Consider the following 13,788-nt stretch of genomic DNA (forward strand, 5'->3'; position numbering starts at 1 on the left):
ATCCCATTAGTTATTTATTACTAATGGGGTTTATTATTTTATATCAGATTTACGGTTTAATCTTCCTTCTCAGATAACTTACGCTCCAATTCTATTTGAAACTCTTCGATAACCGGTTTCATGGTGCTTTCCGGGATATCTGCGATTCTAATGTACATTAACCCGTCAACAGCATTATTAAACAAGGGGTCGACGTTAAAAGCTACAACACGTGCATTTTGTTTGATATACTTTTTAATTAAAACAGGCAAACGTAAATTTCCCGGTTCTAATTCGTCAATAATCTTATCAAATTTGTTAAGATCAGATTCGGCTTCATCAAAGATAAAATCCTTATCTGCATCTTTCAGTTTTACTTTGTATGCTTTCTTAGGGTGAATGTATTGTGCAATATAAGGATCATAATAATTCGACTTCATGAACTCAATCATCAATGATTTCGAAAAGTCAGAGAATTGATTGCTGATGCTCACACCGCCCAATAAATACTTATGTTCTGGATAACGTAATGTGGTATGAATAATACCTTTCCATAATAAAAACAAAGGCATTGGTTTTTGCTGATATTCCTTAATAATAAAAGCACGTCCCATTTCGATTGATTTATGCATCATGTCGTGCAGTTCAGGTTCGAATCTAAATAAGTCATTCAAATAAAAGCCCTCAATTCCGTATTTAGGATAAATCTCAGAACCCAAACCCATACGGTAGGCACCGGCAATTTTTTTGCTGTCTTCATCCCATAAAAACATATGGTGATAATATTGATCAAACTGATCTAAATCTATAGATTCATTAGTACCTTCGCCTACTTCACGGAAAGTGATTTCTCTCAAACGACCAATTTCATGCAAAATATTCGGAATAGATTTTGCTCTTGCAAAAAATACCTCATAGTTTTTACTTTGCAATAAACGGCAATCACTATTTCTTAGCATATTCACCTCGTCAATCATTTTTGATTCACTTGCAGGTGTCACGATTTTTTTAGGTGCTTTAGGGATTTTCAAACTTGCTGTGTCTAACAATTTGGTATCCTTCTCAAAAGGATTTGCCAGCATATAAGTTTTCTTTCTAAGGAATTCTGAATAATCCTCAAACGTTTCAAATTCGTTTTGCTCGTTTACAGAAATCGGTTTTCCGATACGAACTTTAATCACACGATCTTTTTGCGTTAACAATTCCGATGGTAATTTTGCAGTTCGCAAAGTATCATCGATTTTAGAAAGCCAATAGAATAATTTACTGTTTTTAGCATGAAAATAAATTGGAACAACAGGAACTTTTGCTTTTCTAATCAATTTTAGAGCGCCTTCTTCCCAAGGTTTATCCACAACTAATTTTCCGTCTCTGTAAGTCGAAACTTCCCCGGCAGGGAAAATGCCCAATGGTTTTCCGTCACTTAAATGACGTAAAGTTTCTTTGATTCCCACCACGCTCGATTTTGCATCCTTATGATTCTCAAAAGGATTAACCGGCATAATGTATTTTTTAAGCGGAACAATTCGGTGTAATAAAAAGTTGGCAATAATTTTGAAATTAGGTTCTCTTTCAAGCATTAATTTCAAAAGCAAAATGCCATCAATTCCTCCAAGCGGATGATTTGAAATCGTGATATAAGCGCCATCTTTAGGCAAACGTTTTAAATCTTCTTCGGGAATTTCAAACTTAATTTGCAATTCGTCTAATACTCCGTTTAAAAACGCAAGATCTTCTAAATGTTTATTATGATCGTAAATTTTATTAAGGGTAGAAATCTTAAGGACCTTCATAAGAATCCAGCCTGAAAAAGTACCAAGAACTCCGTACTTATCAACATTTATTGCCTTTGCAACTTCTTTCGCGGTAACTAAACCCATGTACTATTTTTAATTTATTAGAGCAGCGAACAAAGATAACAAAAAACTCTACTTTTCGCTGTTTCAAACACAAACTTTCCACTTTTTTATTACATTTGGAATCCTTAAAAAAACACTGATGAAAATTATTTCTTATAATGTAAACGGAATAAGAGCCGCAATTGCCAAAGGCTTTATCGAATGGCTGCAACACGCTAATCCTGATGTTATTTGCCTTCAGGAAATAAAAGCTACAGAAGAACAAATTCCCGTTGACGCTATTACTGCCGCGGGTTATCCGTATCAATATTATTATCCGGCAACAAAAAAAGGCTACAGTGGTGTGGCTATCTTATCAAAAATAAAACCTAATAATGTGGTTTACGGAACCGGAATTCAGCACATGGATTTTGAAGGGCGTAACCTTCGTGCTGATTTTGACGATTGCTCTGTAATGAGTTTATACCTTCCGTCAGGAACCAATATAGAGAGATTAGATCATAAATTTATGTTTATGGATGACTTTCAAACGTATATTAACGAGCTAAAACTAACAATTCCGAATTTGATTATTTGTGGGGATTACAACATTTGTCACGAAGCAATAGATATTCATGATCCGGTTCGTAATAAAACTGTTTCGGGATTTTTGCCTTCTGAACGTGCCTGGCTTGACGGATTTATGAAATCCGGTTTTATTGATAGTTTCCGTCATTTCAACAAAGATCCGCATCATTATTCATGGTGGAGTTATCGTGCAGGAGCCAGAGGAAACAACAAAGGATGGCGTATCGATTATAATTTGGTAAGCGATTCTTTGCAGCATCGATTAAAACGTGCCGTGATTCTTCCGGATGCGATACATTCTGATCATTGCCCGGTTTTAGTCGAAATCGAGTAAAGTTTGGTATTGTTCTTGTTGAAGGAATAGCAAGTTTAAATTCAAAAATTAATATTGTTATTGATGTTGAATTTTGACATTGTTGGATTATTAATGCCTCCCATAATAAAAAAAAGGAAAATGATTAAAAAGGCCTCCATCGGATTACTAGTTGTAGCTATGTCTATGACTTCATGTGTGTCCAAGAAAATTTACAACGATCTTGAAACAAAATATTCAGATCTGAAAAAAGAAAACCGTTCAATTGCGGATCAAAATGCCGATTTGCAAAAATCAAAAAATCAGTTAGAATTAGATCGCGATGCTTTAACAAAAGACTTAAATAGCACAAAAGACGAATTGGCAAAACAAAAAGCTGATTTGGCCGTTGCGCAAAACAAGTTCAAAGTTTTGCAGGATTCATACAATGCACTTGAAAAAAACAGCAACGATGCATTGGAAAAAAACATGGCTAAAAACCGTGAATTGTTAGCGCAATTAGAAGCAAAATCTAAAAAATTAGCCGAAGAACAAGCAAGTCTTGATAAAACAGCAAGTCGCTTAAATGAACTTGAAGCTATGATTGCAGCCAAAGAAGCAGCAATGAAAAAATTAAAAGAAACTTTGTCTAAAGCTTTAAATGGTTTTGAAGGTAAAGGTTTGACTGTTGAACAGAAAAACGGAAAAGTATATGTTTCGATGGAAAACAAATTACTTTTTAACTCAGGAAGCTGGGCTGTTGGAACCGAAGGTAGAAAAGCAGTTGTAGAATTAGGAAAAGTATTAGGAGATAACCCGGATCTTTCAGTTCTTATCGAAGGTCATACAGATGATGATCCTTACGCGGGTTCAGGACCAATTGCCAACAACTGGGATTTGTCGACTAAAAGAGCTACTGCAATTGTCAATATTTTAAGTGAAAACACTAAAATCAATAAACAAAAACTAACAGCAGCAGGTCGCAGCGAATTTTCTCCGCTTGCAAGCAATGCAACGCCCGAAGGAAAAGCTAAAAACCGTAGAATCGAAATTATCTTAACGCCAAGATTAGATGAAATCGCTGATATGTTGAATAGTATTAATTAAGTTGCTAAGTCTCTGAGGGACTAAGTTGCTAAGTTTTTTAAAGATTAAAAGGCTCAGAGTTTTTAACTTTGGGTCTTTTTTTTGTTTAGATCATAAAAAATGTAGCAAGATATGTTGATTTTCCGGTTCGAATTTGGAATTGAAAAATTGAAGTTTTCATCCTCCATTTATTTCGTAACTTGAATTTCTAAAATTATAATTATGGGACTTCCAGAATTAAAAGACAAAATACGCCATCAATTAGATTTGGCAGATGAAAGAGTGTTGCGAATTGTTTCTTCTGTTTTTGATACTTACTTAAATGAGGTAGTTTCATATGATGCTCAGGGGAATCTTTTGACTTTGTCAGAATATCATAATAAGGTTGAAGAAGGTTTGGATGATGTAAAATATAATCGAATAATTTCAAAAGCAGATTTGTCGAAAGAAATGCAGGGTTGGGATAATGAGTAATACTAAAACTTTTAGTTTTTTGGACTCAGAATGCATAACAAGACTTAAGAGAAATTTATATTTCATTGAAGAATGTCATTTCTAAAGAAAAAGTCAATTAAAATTAGAGATGAATTATTCAATTGTACAAATAGTATAGTTTTTGCCGAACAATTTCAGTTAGATGAATATAGATTTGACTGTCGAAGAATTGTAATTAGAAATTACAAAGTATTATATCAAATTAAAGAAAATTCAATTTTTGTAATTAGGGTTTTTAATTCGTTTCAAAACCCCTTGAAAAGCTTAAAATAGAGAGGTTCAGAGTTTTTAACTTTGGGTCTTTTTTTTGTTTAGATCATAAAATAAAGTTAGTTCCTACGCGACAAAAAAAAGTGGTATTTGTTTACTGATTATTTAATCTCTAAGGGGTTCTTTTTTTAAATAATTGGACAGGTGTAGTCCTTGCTGATAATGTCATTAAGTTAAGCTTTTTTGATCATAATTTTTCTCTCAATCCCGAGACTCGGGACGGCGCTACAAAATAACGCATTCCTTTGGAGTTTTAGAAAGAGTTCCGGAAGAACAAAATATATTGTAGGGATGGATTTTAATCCATTCTTCGCACAGTCTAAACATAACCTTGTCCTTTCGACGAAGGAGAAATCACACTAGTATTTCCGTTCAGATATTCGCCAATATTTGTCGAGTTTCTTGTGTGATCTCTCCTTCGTCGAGATCACAAGATTGCGGATTCTGATAAAGTTATTGATAGGAAAATAGTTAATCCGCATTCAAAAATCTCTTAAGTTAATTACGATACCCGAAGCCTCGAGATGAAAACTCAGTGACTTTAGAAAAAAACTTATCCTTTTTTTAACTTTTGTGATATTTTCATTTGATGAATCCCTTTGTATCTTTGAGTTCTTATAATTCAAAAGCTGTAAACTTAGTCCCGAAATGTGGGATAATCACTCAGCATCTTAGAACCTCAGAAAAAAATGAAATACACGACACTACCCAATACCGACATAAAAGTTAGTAAGATAAACCTCGGAACGATGACTTTCGGGCAACAAAATACAGAAGCCGAGGGGCATCAACAAATGGACTATGCACTTGAAAGAGGTGTTAATTTTTTTGATACTGCCGAAATGTATTCCGTTCCTGCCCGCGAAGAAACTTACGGAAGTACGGAGAAAATCATAGGAACCTGGTTTAAGAAATCAGGGAATCGTGACAAAGTGGTTTTAGCCTCTAAAATCGCAGGTCCAAACCCTAATTTTACTTACATGCGCGAAAAAGGAGATTTTTCCCCTGCAAGTATCAAATATGCTTTAGAAAATAGTTTAAAACGTCTTCAGACAGATTATATCGATTTGTATCAGATGCATTGGCCGGAACGTAAAACCAATTATTTTGGAGAACGCGGTTTTAAAGATTATGATGATGTCTGGGAAGATAATTTCAGAGAAGTTCTGGAAACATTCGACGGATTAATCAAAGAAGGCAAAATAAAACACATTGGTGTTTCAAATGAAAATGCATGGGGAATGATGCGTTTGCTGGAAGAAAGCAAATATCAAAACCTGCCAAGGATCAAAACTGTTCAAAACCCGTATAATTTGCTAAACCGCCTTTTTGAAGTAGGTTCTGCCGAAGTTGCGAAATATGAAAATGTTGGTTTATTGGCTTATTCACCTTTGGCGTTTGGCGTTTTAACCGGGAAGTTTTTAACCGGAGAGGCACATCCAAATGCGAGAATCAAGCTTTTTCCGCAATACACACGTTACAATAGTGATCAATGTACGCAAGCAACAAGATTATATCAGGAAATTGCGCACAAACACGGTTTAACTTTAACTGAATTAGCAATGGGATTTGTATTGCAGCAGCCATTTTTGACCAGTGCGATTATTGGTGCAACAACAATGGAACAGTTAAAAGAAAATATCGATACAATAGATGTCTTTTTATCAAAAGAAATATTAACAGAAATCGCAGCAGTTCAGGCAATAATTCCTGATCCTGCACCTTAATAAGTTATAGATAGTCAAACCTAACAGGTTTTTAAAACCTGTTAGGTTTCTTCAACTAGTTTAGCCAGTAATAAAAAAATCCCGATACAAAATTTATTGTATCGGGATTTTATGTTTAAAGATTCAAAATCTGATCTTTAGGATATCTCACTTTATAACTAATTCTGAATTTCTTGTTTTCATTTGGTTTTAGCTGTAATTGCCAGGTCAGAATTCCAATTTCTGTATTTATTTTTGCACCGTCACTTTGCAATAATTCAACCTCGATTTCTTTATTGGTACTTAACGGATATTGGTCTTTCAGTAACAATTCGACTGCCTCTTTTTTATTATTTCGTACTGTAATGTCAAAAGTAAAAGTCTGTTCTTTTTTGGTTGATAAAAATTTAGTTCCAGATTTATCCGCTACTTTTTCACGTTTTATAGAGACTTTTTTGTCGCGTCCCATGCTTAAGTTTAAAGTGTCGCCAGTTTGGTTGGGTTCTATAAAAGTCTTGCCAACATACATACCTTCAAAAATAATATTGGCTTCTCCCCGCAATAAATTGTATTTGCTGTAATCTGCAATTTCTGCCAAGAGAAAAGCATCATTTTCAATTTTAGGAACAGCATAAAATTTATAGGAAGCGGGTAGTTTTATCTCTTTTAATGAAACACTGTGCACTTTTCCATTTGATAAAATATCATACGGAATATCAATATCAAAAGAAATATTGAGTTGATTTTCTGCTACAGTCGTATAATTAGAAACCGATGAGCTTTCCATGACAGGAGCAGGAGCCTGGTTGAGTTCGGTAACTGCTTTATCTGCTGAAATTTTGTAAACACTTCCCTGTAGTTGATTTCTTTTTTTAGTTGCTCCATACCCCATAACAACAACTTCATCATTATATACCTGATTGGCCAGAAACCATGAACTCAATATTGGTGCCTGATTGTTTTGATTAGGAATACCGCTTGACAAAGTCAGTTTTACTTTTTTCCAGTCAATTCCTGTATTCTGAACAACCTGTGCTTTATACATCATATTAATTGGGGACGTAACACTTTCGGCGCGTAGGTCGTAAAACGGAGTCCACGTAGCATTATTTGTTAAGTATGAAATGTCTAAAGGAACAGTTCCGGCAACTTCATTCATAACCTGAACGATTAGTTTTCCTGAGGAAGTTTTTTCTTCTTTGCTCGTATCAACTTCAAGTTTATTGTTCAGTTTTTGAAGCGTTTCGTTCAGTTTTTGTTGTTTCTCTGTAAGTGTATTAATCGTATTGGCGATTTCCAGTTGTTTGGTTTTGTAATAGTCAACCATTTTCATTAATTCAGTTACGTTTAAACCTGAATTTACGCCCGAAATTTGTTGGTTCTTATCTAAAAGCTGAATTGTTTTTGTTTCAGAATTTATCGTGTTATTGACTTTCAGGATTTCTTTCTGAACCAAAACAATACTGTCTCTTACTCTTTTTAAGGCAGGAGATTTAGTATCGACTTCATATTCTGAGATGTAGTTATTGGTAAACTGAACCGAAAGAACTGTAACTGTAGATGGCGTTCCTATCTGGATTGAGTTCTCATTCAAGTCCACCGCTACATTTTTTATTACAATTTCGCTTGTTCCTAATGGCAGATTAATATTTGCAGTTTGAGAAATTTCGGCAGCATTAAAGTATACTGTTGCAGCTTTTACCTTAGCCGTTGTAAAAATTGGTTTTTGTGCAAAGGCAATTGTACCAATTAGGAATAAAACAGTTGTTGTTATTGTTTTTATCATGAGGTTATAATTTATATTTATTTGAGAGATATGGATTACAAATAACGGGAATTGAAATGGGTTTTAATAGTACATGACAAGAATGATTTTCTTTTTAGAATTGTCAATTATTTTTTCAATCACAGTAAAAAAATTTTCATTCACCATCGGACATCCCAAGCTATTACAAATAGGATTTAATTGTTCTTCAAACGGAATGTCTGAATATTTATGAAGCACGATATTTCGGTCAAAGGCATTGCTGTTAGTTGCATCCAGACCGTATAATTTATAAGCTTTGCCAAATCTTCCGGAGTAGGAGCTGCCAATAGCATATTTACCCAAAGAACTGCAATTGGAATTGTTGACATTGCTGAATTTTAATTTTCCGGGAATACCGGTTTCTGATCCGGAGCCATGACCAACCAAGCCTTCGCTAAGTATTTTGTTCTGCTTTAAGTCGTAAATAAAAAACCGGTTTTTTCCAGATTCAATCTTCATGTCTAAAAAGAAAACAATATCTGAATTGTATTTAGGAGATTTCCCCAAAAAGCTCCTGATTTCAGTTGTCTCGATTTTTAGTTTCTCTTCATAGGAATAAACCGGTTTTGAAATTTTAATAATTTCTGGCTTTTCTTCATCATTCCTACAGGCAAAACTCACGCCAAAAATTGCGAACGAAAGCAAAAAGAAAATTTTATTTTTCATGTTTAAGAATGGTTTTTTATTTCTCGACCGTATATCCTTTTACTTTTGCAAAGCCAATGATGGAGGTATTAATAGCGTTGCCTATATCATCTTGTTTTTTTGTCTTTTTTGCTTCCATATCAATATACTGCTGACGTTTTTTGCCCAGTTCACCAATCTCTTTCTGAATGTTTTCCCTTTCTTTAGTCTTTTGAGCTACGATTGTTTTTATTTCGGCTTCAGACTTATTCTGAAGTTCTTTAGGCAATTCCTCTTTTTTTATTTTTGAAATAGCAGTTTTATCATCTTTGACTTTATCAACCAAATCCCAGCTTTCATTTTTATATACTGCTTTTGATTTGCTTACAGCGCGTTCTGCATAATTGGATGCAGAAACTTTCTGCGCATTTTTGTCCTGTGTTTCCTGGTTCATTTTTTTTGCAGAACCTTTTGAGCCGTAACTGATATAGGTCTTATTGATTTTTTCGTTGCATTTTGTAATTTCATCATCATACGGAGTCGCGATGTAGCGTACAGTTTCGTTAGAATCAATATTAAAATATTTCCCTTTTCCGTAATCGGCACCGTTTTTCCAGAGTTCATTTATGCCCTGCGTTTTATCTCCGCAATAAATCGTATTTACATAAATATCATTCTTTAAAGCATTGCTGATTGCCTCTTTGTAATTGATATTGCCCTGATTAAAATCTTCGTTTCCTGCAATATAAATTAGCTTCATATTATTGTTGTCTTTCGCCCATTTTAATTGTTTGGTTGCATCCTGAATCACAGCTCCGCAATATTCGTTACCACCATTGGTGCTTAGGGAAAATAATTTCTCAGAAATCAAATCCAGATCTGTCGAAAGAGGTGCTATTTGTCGGATATAATTAGATTGTTTAGACAATCCGTCGTTTCCATATTCATATAAGGCAATTTCGATATCAGGTGATTTTCCATCGTATTTTAAGGTTGTTAACGTATTTACGATATTCCAAAGTCTTGATTTTGCCTGATCGATAAGTCCATCCATACTACTCGAAGTATCTAGTAATAATGCGACCTGTATTTTGGTTTTTTCAGCTATTGGTTTTTCAATTTTGGTGTTTTTATTTGAATTTGTATTGTGGCTGTTTGCAAAAGAGAATACCGTTATCAAAAGCGCCGGGATAAGAAGAGTAGTTTTCATGATTTCGAGTTTTTAATTGTTGATTACAGACCAAACTTAAAAACTTAAAAAGCACTTTTTTCAGACAAATGGTGAAACCGTATTTTGACTTGGTGAAATGCGCCTGAGGATTAATGGTTTTGTTTGACCGTATTCATATTCAGGGTTTTTAAATCGCCATTTGGGGTAACCAGAATAAATTCTTTATCTGTTTTCGAAGTCTGCTTCTTTTCTCTGGTAATCGCTATTTTGACTTCGTATTGTATTTGAATAACGGGTTCTGATACAATGGGATTGATTACAAAATCAAATTCTTTATTCATGACTGGCTGATAATAAAGGGTAACAGATTTATTAAGCTGATTAATGTTGGCCGCTTTTTTTAAGTTTAAGGAAGAACTATTGTAAGCTTCATACGATTTGTACATTTCTACAGGTAAGTTGACGATATAATCATCTGCAATTCTTTTTTCAGCATTCGTAAATGTTTCTCCAAGCAAAAATTCATAATTTTTTACTTTTTCCAGAATCATAAGTTTTGCTTTGTTCATCATTTCTTTCTTAATTGTTTCCAATGTAGAGGAGAAATAATCAACCCTGACCAGATCATATATTTCATTGTTGGATAAAATCGAGATAAATTCATTAAGCTGATTAGGGTCAGAGTATTTTATATGAATGCTTTTCTTTAACTCAAATCCCGCTGGGACTTCGTTATAGGTTTTACGATTAAAAATCTTTTTTTCTGCTTCTTATTCATAAAGGGGAACAAACGAAATCATATCGACAAAAGTTTCTGCACCTTTTTTAAGTTTGATTTCATTGAATGATTGCGTAATTCTTTGGTCAATTAATTCATTTACTTCCTTGGCCGTTTTACCGGTCTGGGTTATGCTGAAAATTGCTGTATACGCATCTGCTTTTACGTTTGCAAGCCCTTTTATGCTTACTATAATATCAGCATTTACCGGAAAATTTATATCAATTGTATTGTTGTTATAAGATTGCCGTTGCTGATAATTAATATTTCCTGAAACCTGAGAAATTATAAAGGAGGAAAATAATAGGGTTATAGAAGTGAATAATAGTTTTTTCATAATTATAGTTTTAAATTAAGGGTCAAATGTATTGAAGGAAAAAACGTATTTTTGACAGAATGGGTCAACGGGTCATTTGACTTGGTGAAACTTATAGGATAGAAATTTGAAATTAGGTTACTTTACATTCTCAAAATAACTTATTTGTGAAACGTCATTTATTAATTAGTTTTAGTCTGCTTTTAGTGCTATTGATTCCACATTCAATAACAGCACAGTCAGCTCCTGTACAGAAAAGCGAAAAAAGCAAACAAGTTAAAATTAGTAAAGTCGCAGAAGATTTGTCTAATTCATTAGATGCAAATGACGAAGCAAAAATTGCCCAGAATTATGAACGTCTGGCCAATGAGTTTGTCAATAAAGGTGATAATGCGAAAGCCGAAGATTATTATAAAAGAGCGCTTACCAGTTACACAAAATTAAAGTTAGTCGACGATAAAACCCGTGTAACGAGGAGCCTTGCCAAAGTACAGGAAAATCAAAAAAACTTTGAGTCAGCGATTAAAAATTATGAAGTAGCGGGTTCATTAGCAAATGATGCGGTCGATGAAAAAATAAACCTTAATGATGCTAATCGCTTGCGTACGCAGGCAAGTCCGGCTGTACAGGCAGGATATGTAAACTCGAATATTAAGTTACTTAAAAAAGATAATAAAACCGATGAAGTTGCAGCGGCCTACGTTCAGAAAGCAGAAAATTCTTTGCAGCAAATGGATAAAGCAGTAGCGATTGAAAGTTATAATAAAGCACTGGTTTACGCCAAAGATAAACCGGAAGAGGTTATTAAAATCAAAAATGAAATAGCAAAAGTATATGCAGCAGATAATCAGTTTGACGCAGCAATAGGAATCAATGAAAAATTGTTGACCGAAGCGGTGAAAAATCAGGATTTTAATACCCAAATAAAACAGCTGCAATCGCTGGCAAAACTTTATTTTAAAAAAGAAGAACCTAAAAAAGCAGTTGTATCACTGAAAGAAGCATATGATTTAGCCTCAAAAAACGGGTATTCTGCTGAGGCAAAGAAAAGTTTATCAGCCTTAATTCAGTATTACAAAACCAAAGGAGACGATAAAGAAAGTATTGCTTTATATGAAAATTTTTTTGACAACTTTGATAAATTGATTCAATCAGATACTACTTTAATCGATGCCAAAACGTTTCAGGTTACTGAAGATAAAATCCGTCAGCTAGAAAAAGAAAAAACCTTAAAAGATGAATTGATTACAAAGAAAAACACCTTTAACTATTTTCTTTTGGGGTCAATTTTATTGCTTTTGCTTTTGTTCTTCTTTATTGTAAAAGCATTGTATTCGATAAAAACGAAGAACAAGGAAATTGCTTTACAATCGCTCCGACGCGAAATGAATCCACATTTTATTTTTAATAGTCTGAATAGTGTGAATCAGTTTATTTCGGAAAATAAAGAATTAGAAGCCAATAAATACCTTACTTCCTATTCGAATCTAATGCGCAATATGATGGAAAATTCTAATAAGGATTTCATCTCATTGGATAAGGAAGTTGAACAGCTGAAAAAGTATTTGGATTTAGAACATTTACGTTTTGAGGATAAATTTGATTTTAAAATTAGTGTTGACGAAACTCTGGATACAGAAACGGTTTTGATCCCGAATATGATTATTCAGCCACATCTCGAAAATGCTATTTGGCACGGATTGCGTTATCTCGACAAAAAAGGATTTTTGCATCTTAATTTTCAGTTTGCAGCAGGAAAAGTTGTTGTGATTATAGAAGATAACGGGATTGGCTTAACCAAAAGCCGTGAGCTAAAAACAAGTAATCAAAAAGTACATGAATCCCGTGGATTAAGTAATACGAAGGAACGAATTGGTTTGCTGAATGAATTGTATAAAAAGAACATCTCTTTTGAAATTACAGAAAAAGAAATGCCTGAAACTGGTACAATTGTTCGAATTATTTTCCTTTAATAGATAAATTATGATGACTTTTCAAAAGATAAAAAGTGTAATTGTCGAAGATGAACTTGCGGCGCGCGAAGTACTCAAAAATTATTTGAGTAAATATTGTCCGCAGGTCGAAGTTATTGGTGAAGCACAAAATATAAAAGAAGCTGTGCCATTATTGCATGAATTACAGCCGCAATTGGTTTTTCTGGATGTAGAAATGCCTTTTGGGAATGCTTTTGATGTACTGGAAGCTTGTAAGGATTTGCATTTTGAAACGATTTTTGTAACTGCTTTTTCTGAGTATTCATTAAAAGCGCTAAATCAAAGTGCGGCTTATTATCTCCTGAAACCCATTAGTATCGAAGAGTTGATTGTTGCAGTAAATAAAGTGCATCATCAGGTCATGAACCATGAAATCTTTAACAGAAACAAGATAATCGTCGAAAACTTTCACGAAACCAAACCTGAAAAACAACAGGTAATCCTGCCAACATTAGAAGGTTTTGAAGTGGTTAAAATGGAAGAAATAGTTCGATTGAAAGGTAATGGAAACTTTACAGATTTATATCTAAACAACGGAAACAAGAAAATGGTCTGCAGGTTCCTGAAACATTTTTCAGAGATATTGCCTTTGCCATTTATACGGGTTCATAAGTCGCATATTATCAATATGAATTGCGTGAAATCCTATAATAAAGGCGGAATCGTGACCCTAAATGACGGAGCCGAAATCGAAGTTTCATCGACTTATAAGGAAGATTTTTTAAAGAATTTTAAATGAGGTTTTTGCCGCGAAGGCACTAAGGCACAAAGATTTTCTTCTCATTTTATGTCATCCTGACGCAGGAAGGATCACACGCGAAACTCGACAAAGATTGTGTTTTCG

12 protein-coding genes are annotated in these 13,788 nt (G+C 33.9%); 6 read left to right on the forward strand and 6 right to left on the reverse strand.

The genetic code is table 11. The annotated features are described in order from the left end of the window. Positions 1-56: 56 nt before the first annotated feature. Positions 57-1,859, reverse strand: coding sequence for a lysophospholipid acyltransferase family protein (locus ACQKCJ_RS01490; protein WP_271334032.1), 1,803 nt, complete (start codon positions 1,857-1,859; stop codon positions 57-59). 118 nt (positions 1,860-1,977) lie between these two features. Here ACQKCJ_RS01490 and ACQKCJ_RS01495 point away from each other — a divergent pair, with 118 nt between their 5' ends. The 4 genes from ACQKCJ_RS01495 to ACQKCJ_RS01510 all read left to right on the forward strand — a co-directional run bounded on the left by ACQKCJ_RS01495 (position 1,978) and on the right by ACQKCJ_RS01510 (position 6,275). Continuing rightward, positions 1,978-2,739 (forward strand): exodeoxyribonuclease III, encoded by a 762-nt coding sequence (locus ACQKCJ_RS01495; RefSeq protein WP_271334033.1) that lies wholly within the window; start codon positions 1,978-1,980, stop codon positions 2,737-2,739. A gap of 120 nt (positions 2,740-2,859) precedes the next feature. Beyond that, on the forward strand, positions 2,860-3,804 hold the full coding sequence (locus ACQKCJ_RS01500) for an OmpA family protein (RefSeq protein ID WP_427401205.1): 945 nt from the start codon (positions 2,860-2,862) through the stop codon (positions 3,802-3,804). Between the two features lie 201 nt (positions 3,805-4,005). Beyond that, the gene (locus ACQKCJ_RS01505; protein WP_271334035.1) at positions 4,006-4,257 is read left to right on the forward strand and encodes a hypothetical protein; all 252 of its coding nucleotides are present in this window, start codon (positions 4,006-4,008) and stop codon (positions 4,255-4,257) included. A gap of 980 nt (positions 4,258-5,237) precedes the next feature. Next, a complete protein-coding gene (locus tag ACQKCJ_RS01510; protein ID WP_427401206.1) occupies positions 5,238-6,275 on the forward strand; it encodes an aldo/keto reductase in 1,038 nt (345 codons plus the stop codon). Between the two features lie 115 nt (positions 6,276-6,390). Here ACQKCJ_RS01510 and ACQKCJ_RS01515 read toward each other — a convergent pair whose 3' ends face one another. From ACQKCJ_RS01515 to ACQKCJ_RS01535, 5 genes are all read right to left on the reverse strand, one after another. Then, positions 6,391-8,040 carry a DUF4139 domain-containing protein gene (locus tag ACQKCJ_RS01515; protein WP_427401207.1) on the reverse strand — a complete coding sequence of 550 codons (1,650 nt, stop codon included), beginning with the start codon at positions 8,038-8,040 and terminating at the stop codon, positions 6,391-6,393. A gap of 63 nt (positions 8,041-8,103) precedes the next feature. Beyond that, positions 8,104-8,727, reverse strand: coding sequence for a murein L,D-transpeptidase catalytic domain-containing protein (locus ACQKCJ_RS01520; RefSeq protein ID WP_271334038.1), 624 nt, complete (start codon positions 8,725-8,727; stop codon positions 8,104-8,106). Between the two features lie 16 nt (positions 8,728-8,743). Then, on the reverse strand, positions 8,744-9,895 hold the full coding sequence (locus tag ACQKCJ_RS01525) for a vWA domain-containing protein (protein WP_271334039.1): 1,152 nt from the start codon (positions 9,893-9,895) through the stop codon (positions 8,744-8,746). 110 nt (positions 9,896-10,005) lie between these two features. Continuing rightward, entirely contained in the window at positions 10,006-10,428 is a 423-nt protein-coding gene (locus tag ACQKCJ_RS01530) for a hypothetical protein (protein ID WP_427401208.1), read from the reverse strand. A 198-nt stretch (positions 10,429-10,626) separates the two neighbouring features. Further along, positions 10,627-10,971, reverse strand: a complete 345-nt coding sequence (locus ACQKCJ_RS01535) for a hypothetical protein (protein WP_427401209.1) — start codon at positions 10,969-10,971, stop codon at positions 10,627-10,629. Positions 10,972-11,117: 146 nt separating this feature from the next. Between ACQKCJ_RS01535 and ACQKCJ_RS01540 the strand changes: the two genes are divergently transcribed. Both ACQKCJ_RS01540 and ACQKCJ_RS01545 read left to right on the forward strand, forming a co-directional pair. Then, positions 11,118-12,923 (forward strand): tetratricopeptide repeat-containing sensor histidine kinase, encoded by a 1,806-nt coding sequence (locus ACQKCJ_RS01540; RefSeq protein WP_427401210.1) that lies wholly within the window; start codon positions 11,118-11,120, stop codon positions 12,921-12,923. A 10-nt stretch (positions 12,924-12,933) separates the two neighbouring features. Then, positions 12,934-13,683, forward strand: coding sequence for a LytR/AlgR family response regulator transcription factor (locus tag ACQKCJ_RS01545; RefSeq protein WP_427401211.1), 750 nt, complete (start codon positions 12,934-12,936; stop codon positions 13,681-13,683). The last annotated feature ends 105 nt before the right edge of the window (positions 13,684-13,788 follow it).

This window comes from Flavobacterium sp. NPDC079362 (assembly GCF_050267765.1).
In the GTDB taxonomy this organism is placed as follows: domain Bacteria; phylum Bacteroidota; class Bacteroidia; order Flavobacteriales; family Flavobacteriaceae; genus Flavobacterium; species Flavobacterium azizsancarii.

Coding starts and splice junctions, on each gene's coding strand:
- ACQKCJ_RS01490 (WP_271334032.1), bottom strand. CDS start 1,859: ATGGGTTTAGTTACCGCGAAAGAAGTTGCAAAGGCAATAAATGTTGAT.
- ACQKCJ_RS01495 (WP_271334033.1), top strand. CDS start 1,978: ATGAAAATTATTTCTTATAATGTAAACGGAATAAGAGCCGCAATTGCC.
- ACQKCJ_RS01500 (WP_427401205.1), top strand. CDS start 2,860: ATGATTAAAAAGGCCTCCATCGGATTACTAGTTGTAGCTATGTCTATG.
- ACQKCJ_RS01505 (WP_271334035.1), top strand. CDS start 4,006: ATGGGACTTCCAGAATTAAAAGACAAAATACGCCATCAATTAGATTTG.
- ACQKCJ_RS01510 (WP_427401206.1), top strand. CDS start 5,238: ATGAAATACACGACACTACCCAATACCGACATAAAAGTTAGTAAGATA.
- ACQKCJ_RS01515 (WP_427401207.1), bottom strand. CDS start 8,040: ATGATAAAAACAATAACAACAACTGTTTTATTCCTAATTGGTACAATT.
- ACQKCJ_RS01520 (WP_271334038.1), bottom strand. CDS start 8,727: ATGAAAAATAAAATTTTCTTTTTGCTTTCGTTCGCAATTTTTGGCGTG.
- ACQKCJ_RS01525 (WP_271334039.1), bottom strand. CDS start 9,895: ATGAAAACTACTCTTCTTATCCCGGCGCTTTTGATAACGGTATTCTCT.
- ACQKCJ_RS01530 (WP_427401208.1), bottom strand. CDS start 10,428: ATGATGAACAAAGCAAAACTTATGATTCTGGAAAAAGTAAAAAATTAT.
- ACQKCJ_RS01535 (WP_427401209.1), bottom strand. CDS start 10,971: ATGAAAAAACTATTATTCACTTCTATAACCCTATTATTTTCCTCCTTT.
- ACQKCJ_RS01545 (WP_427401211.1), top strand. CDS start 12,934: ATGATGACTTTTCAAAAGATAAAAAGTGTAATTGTCGAAGATGAACTT.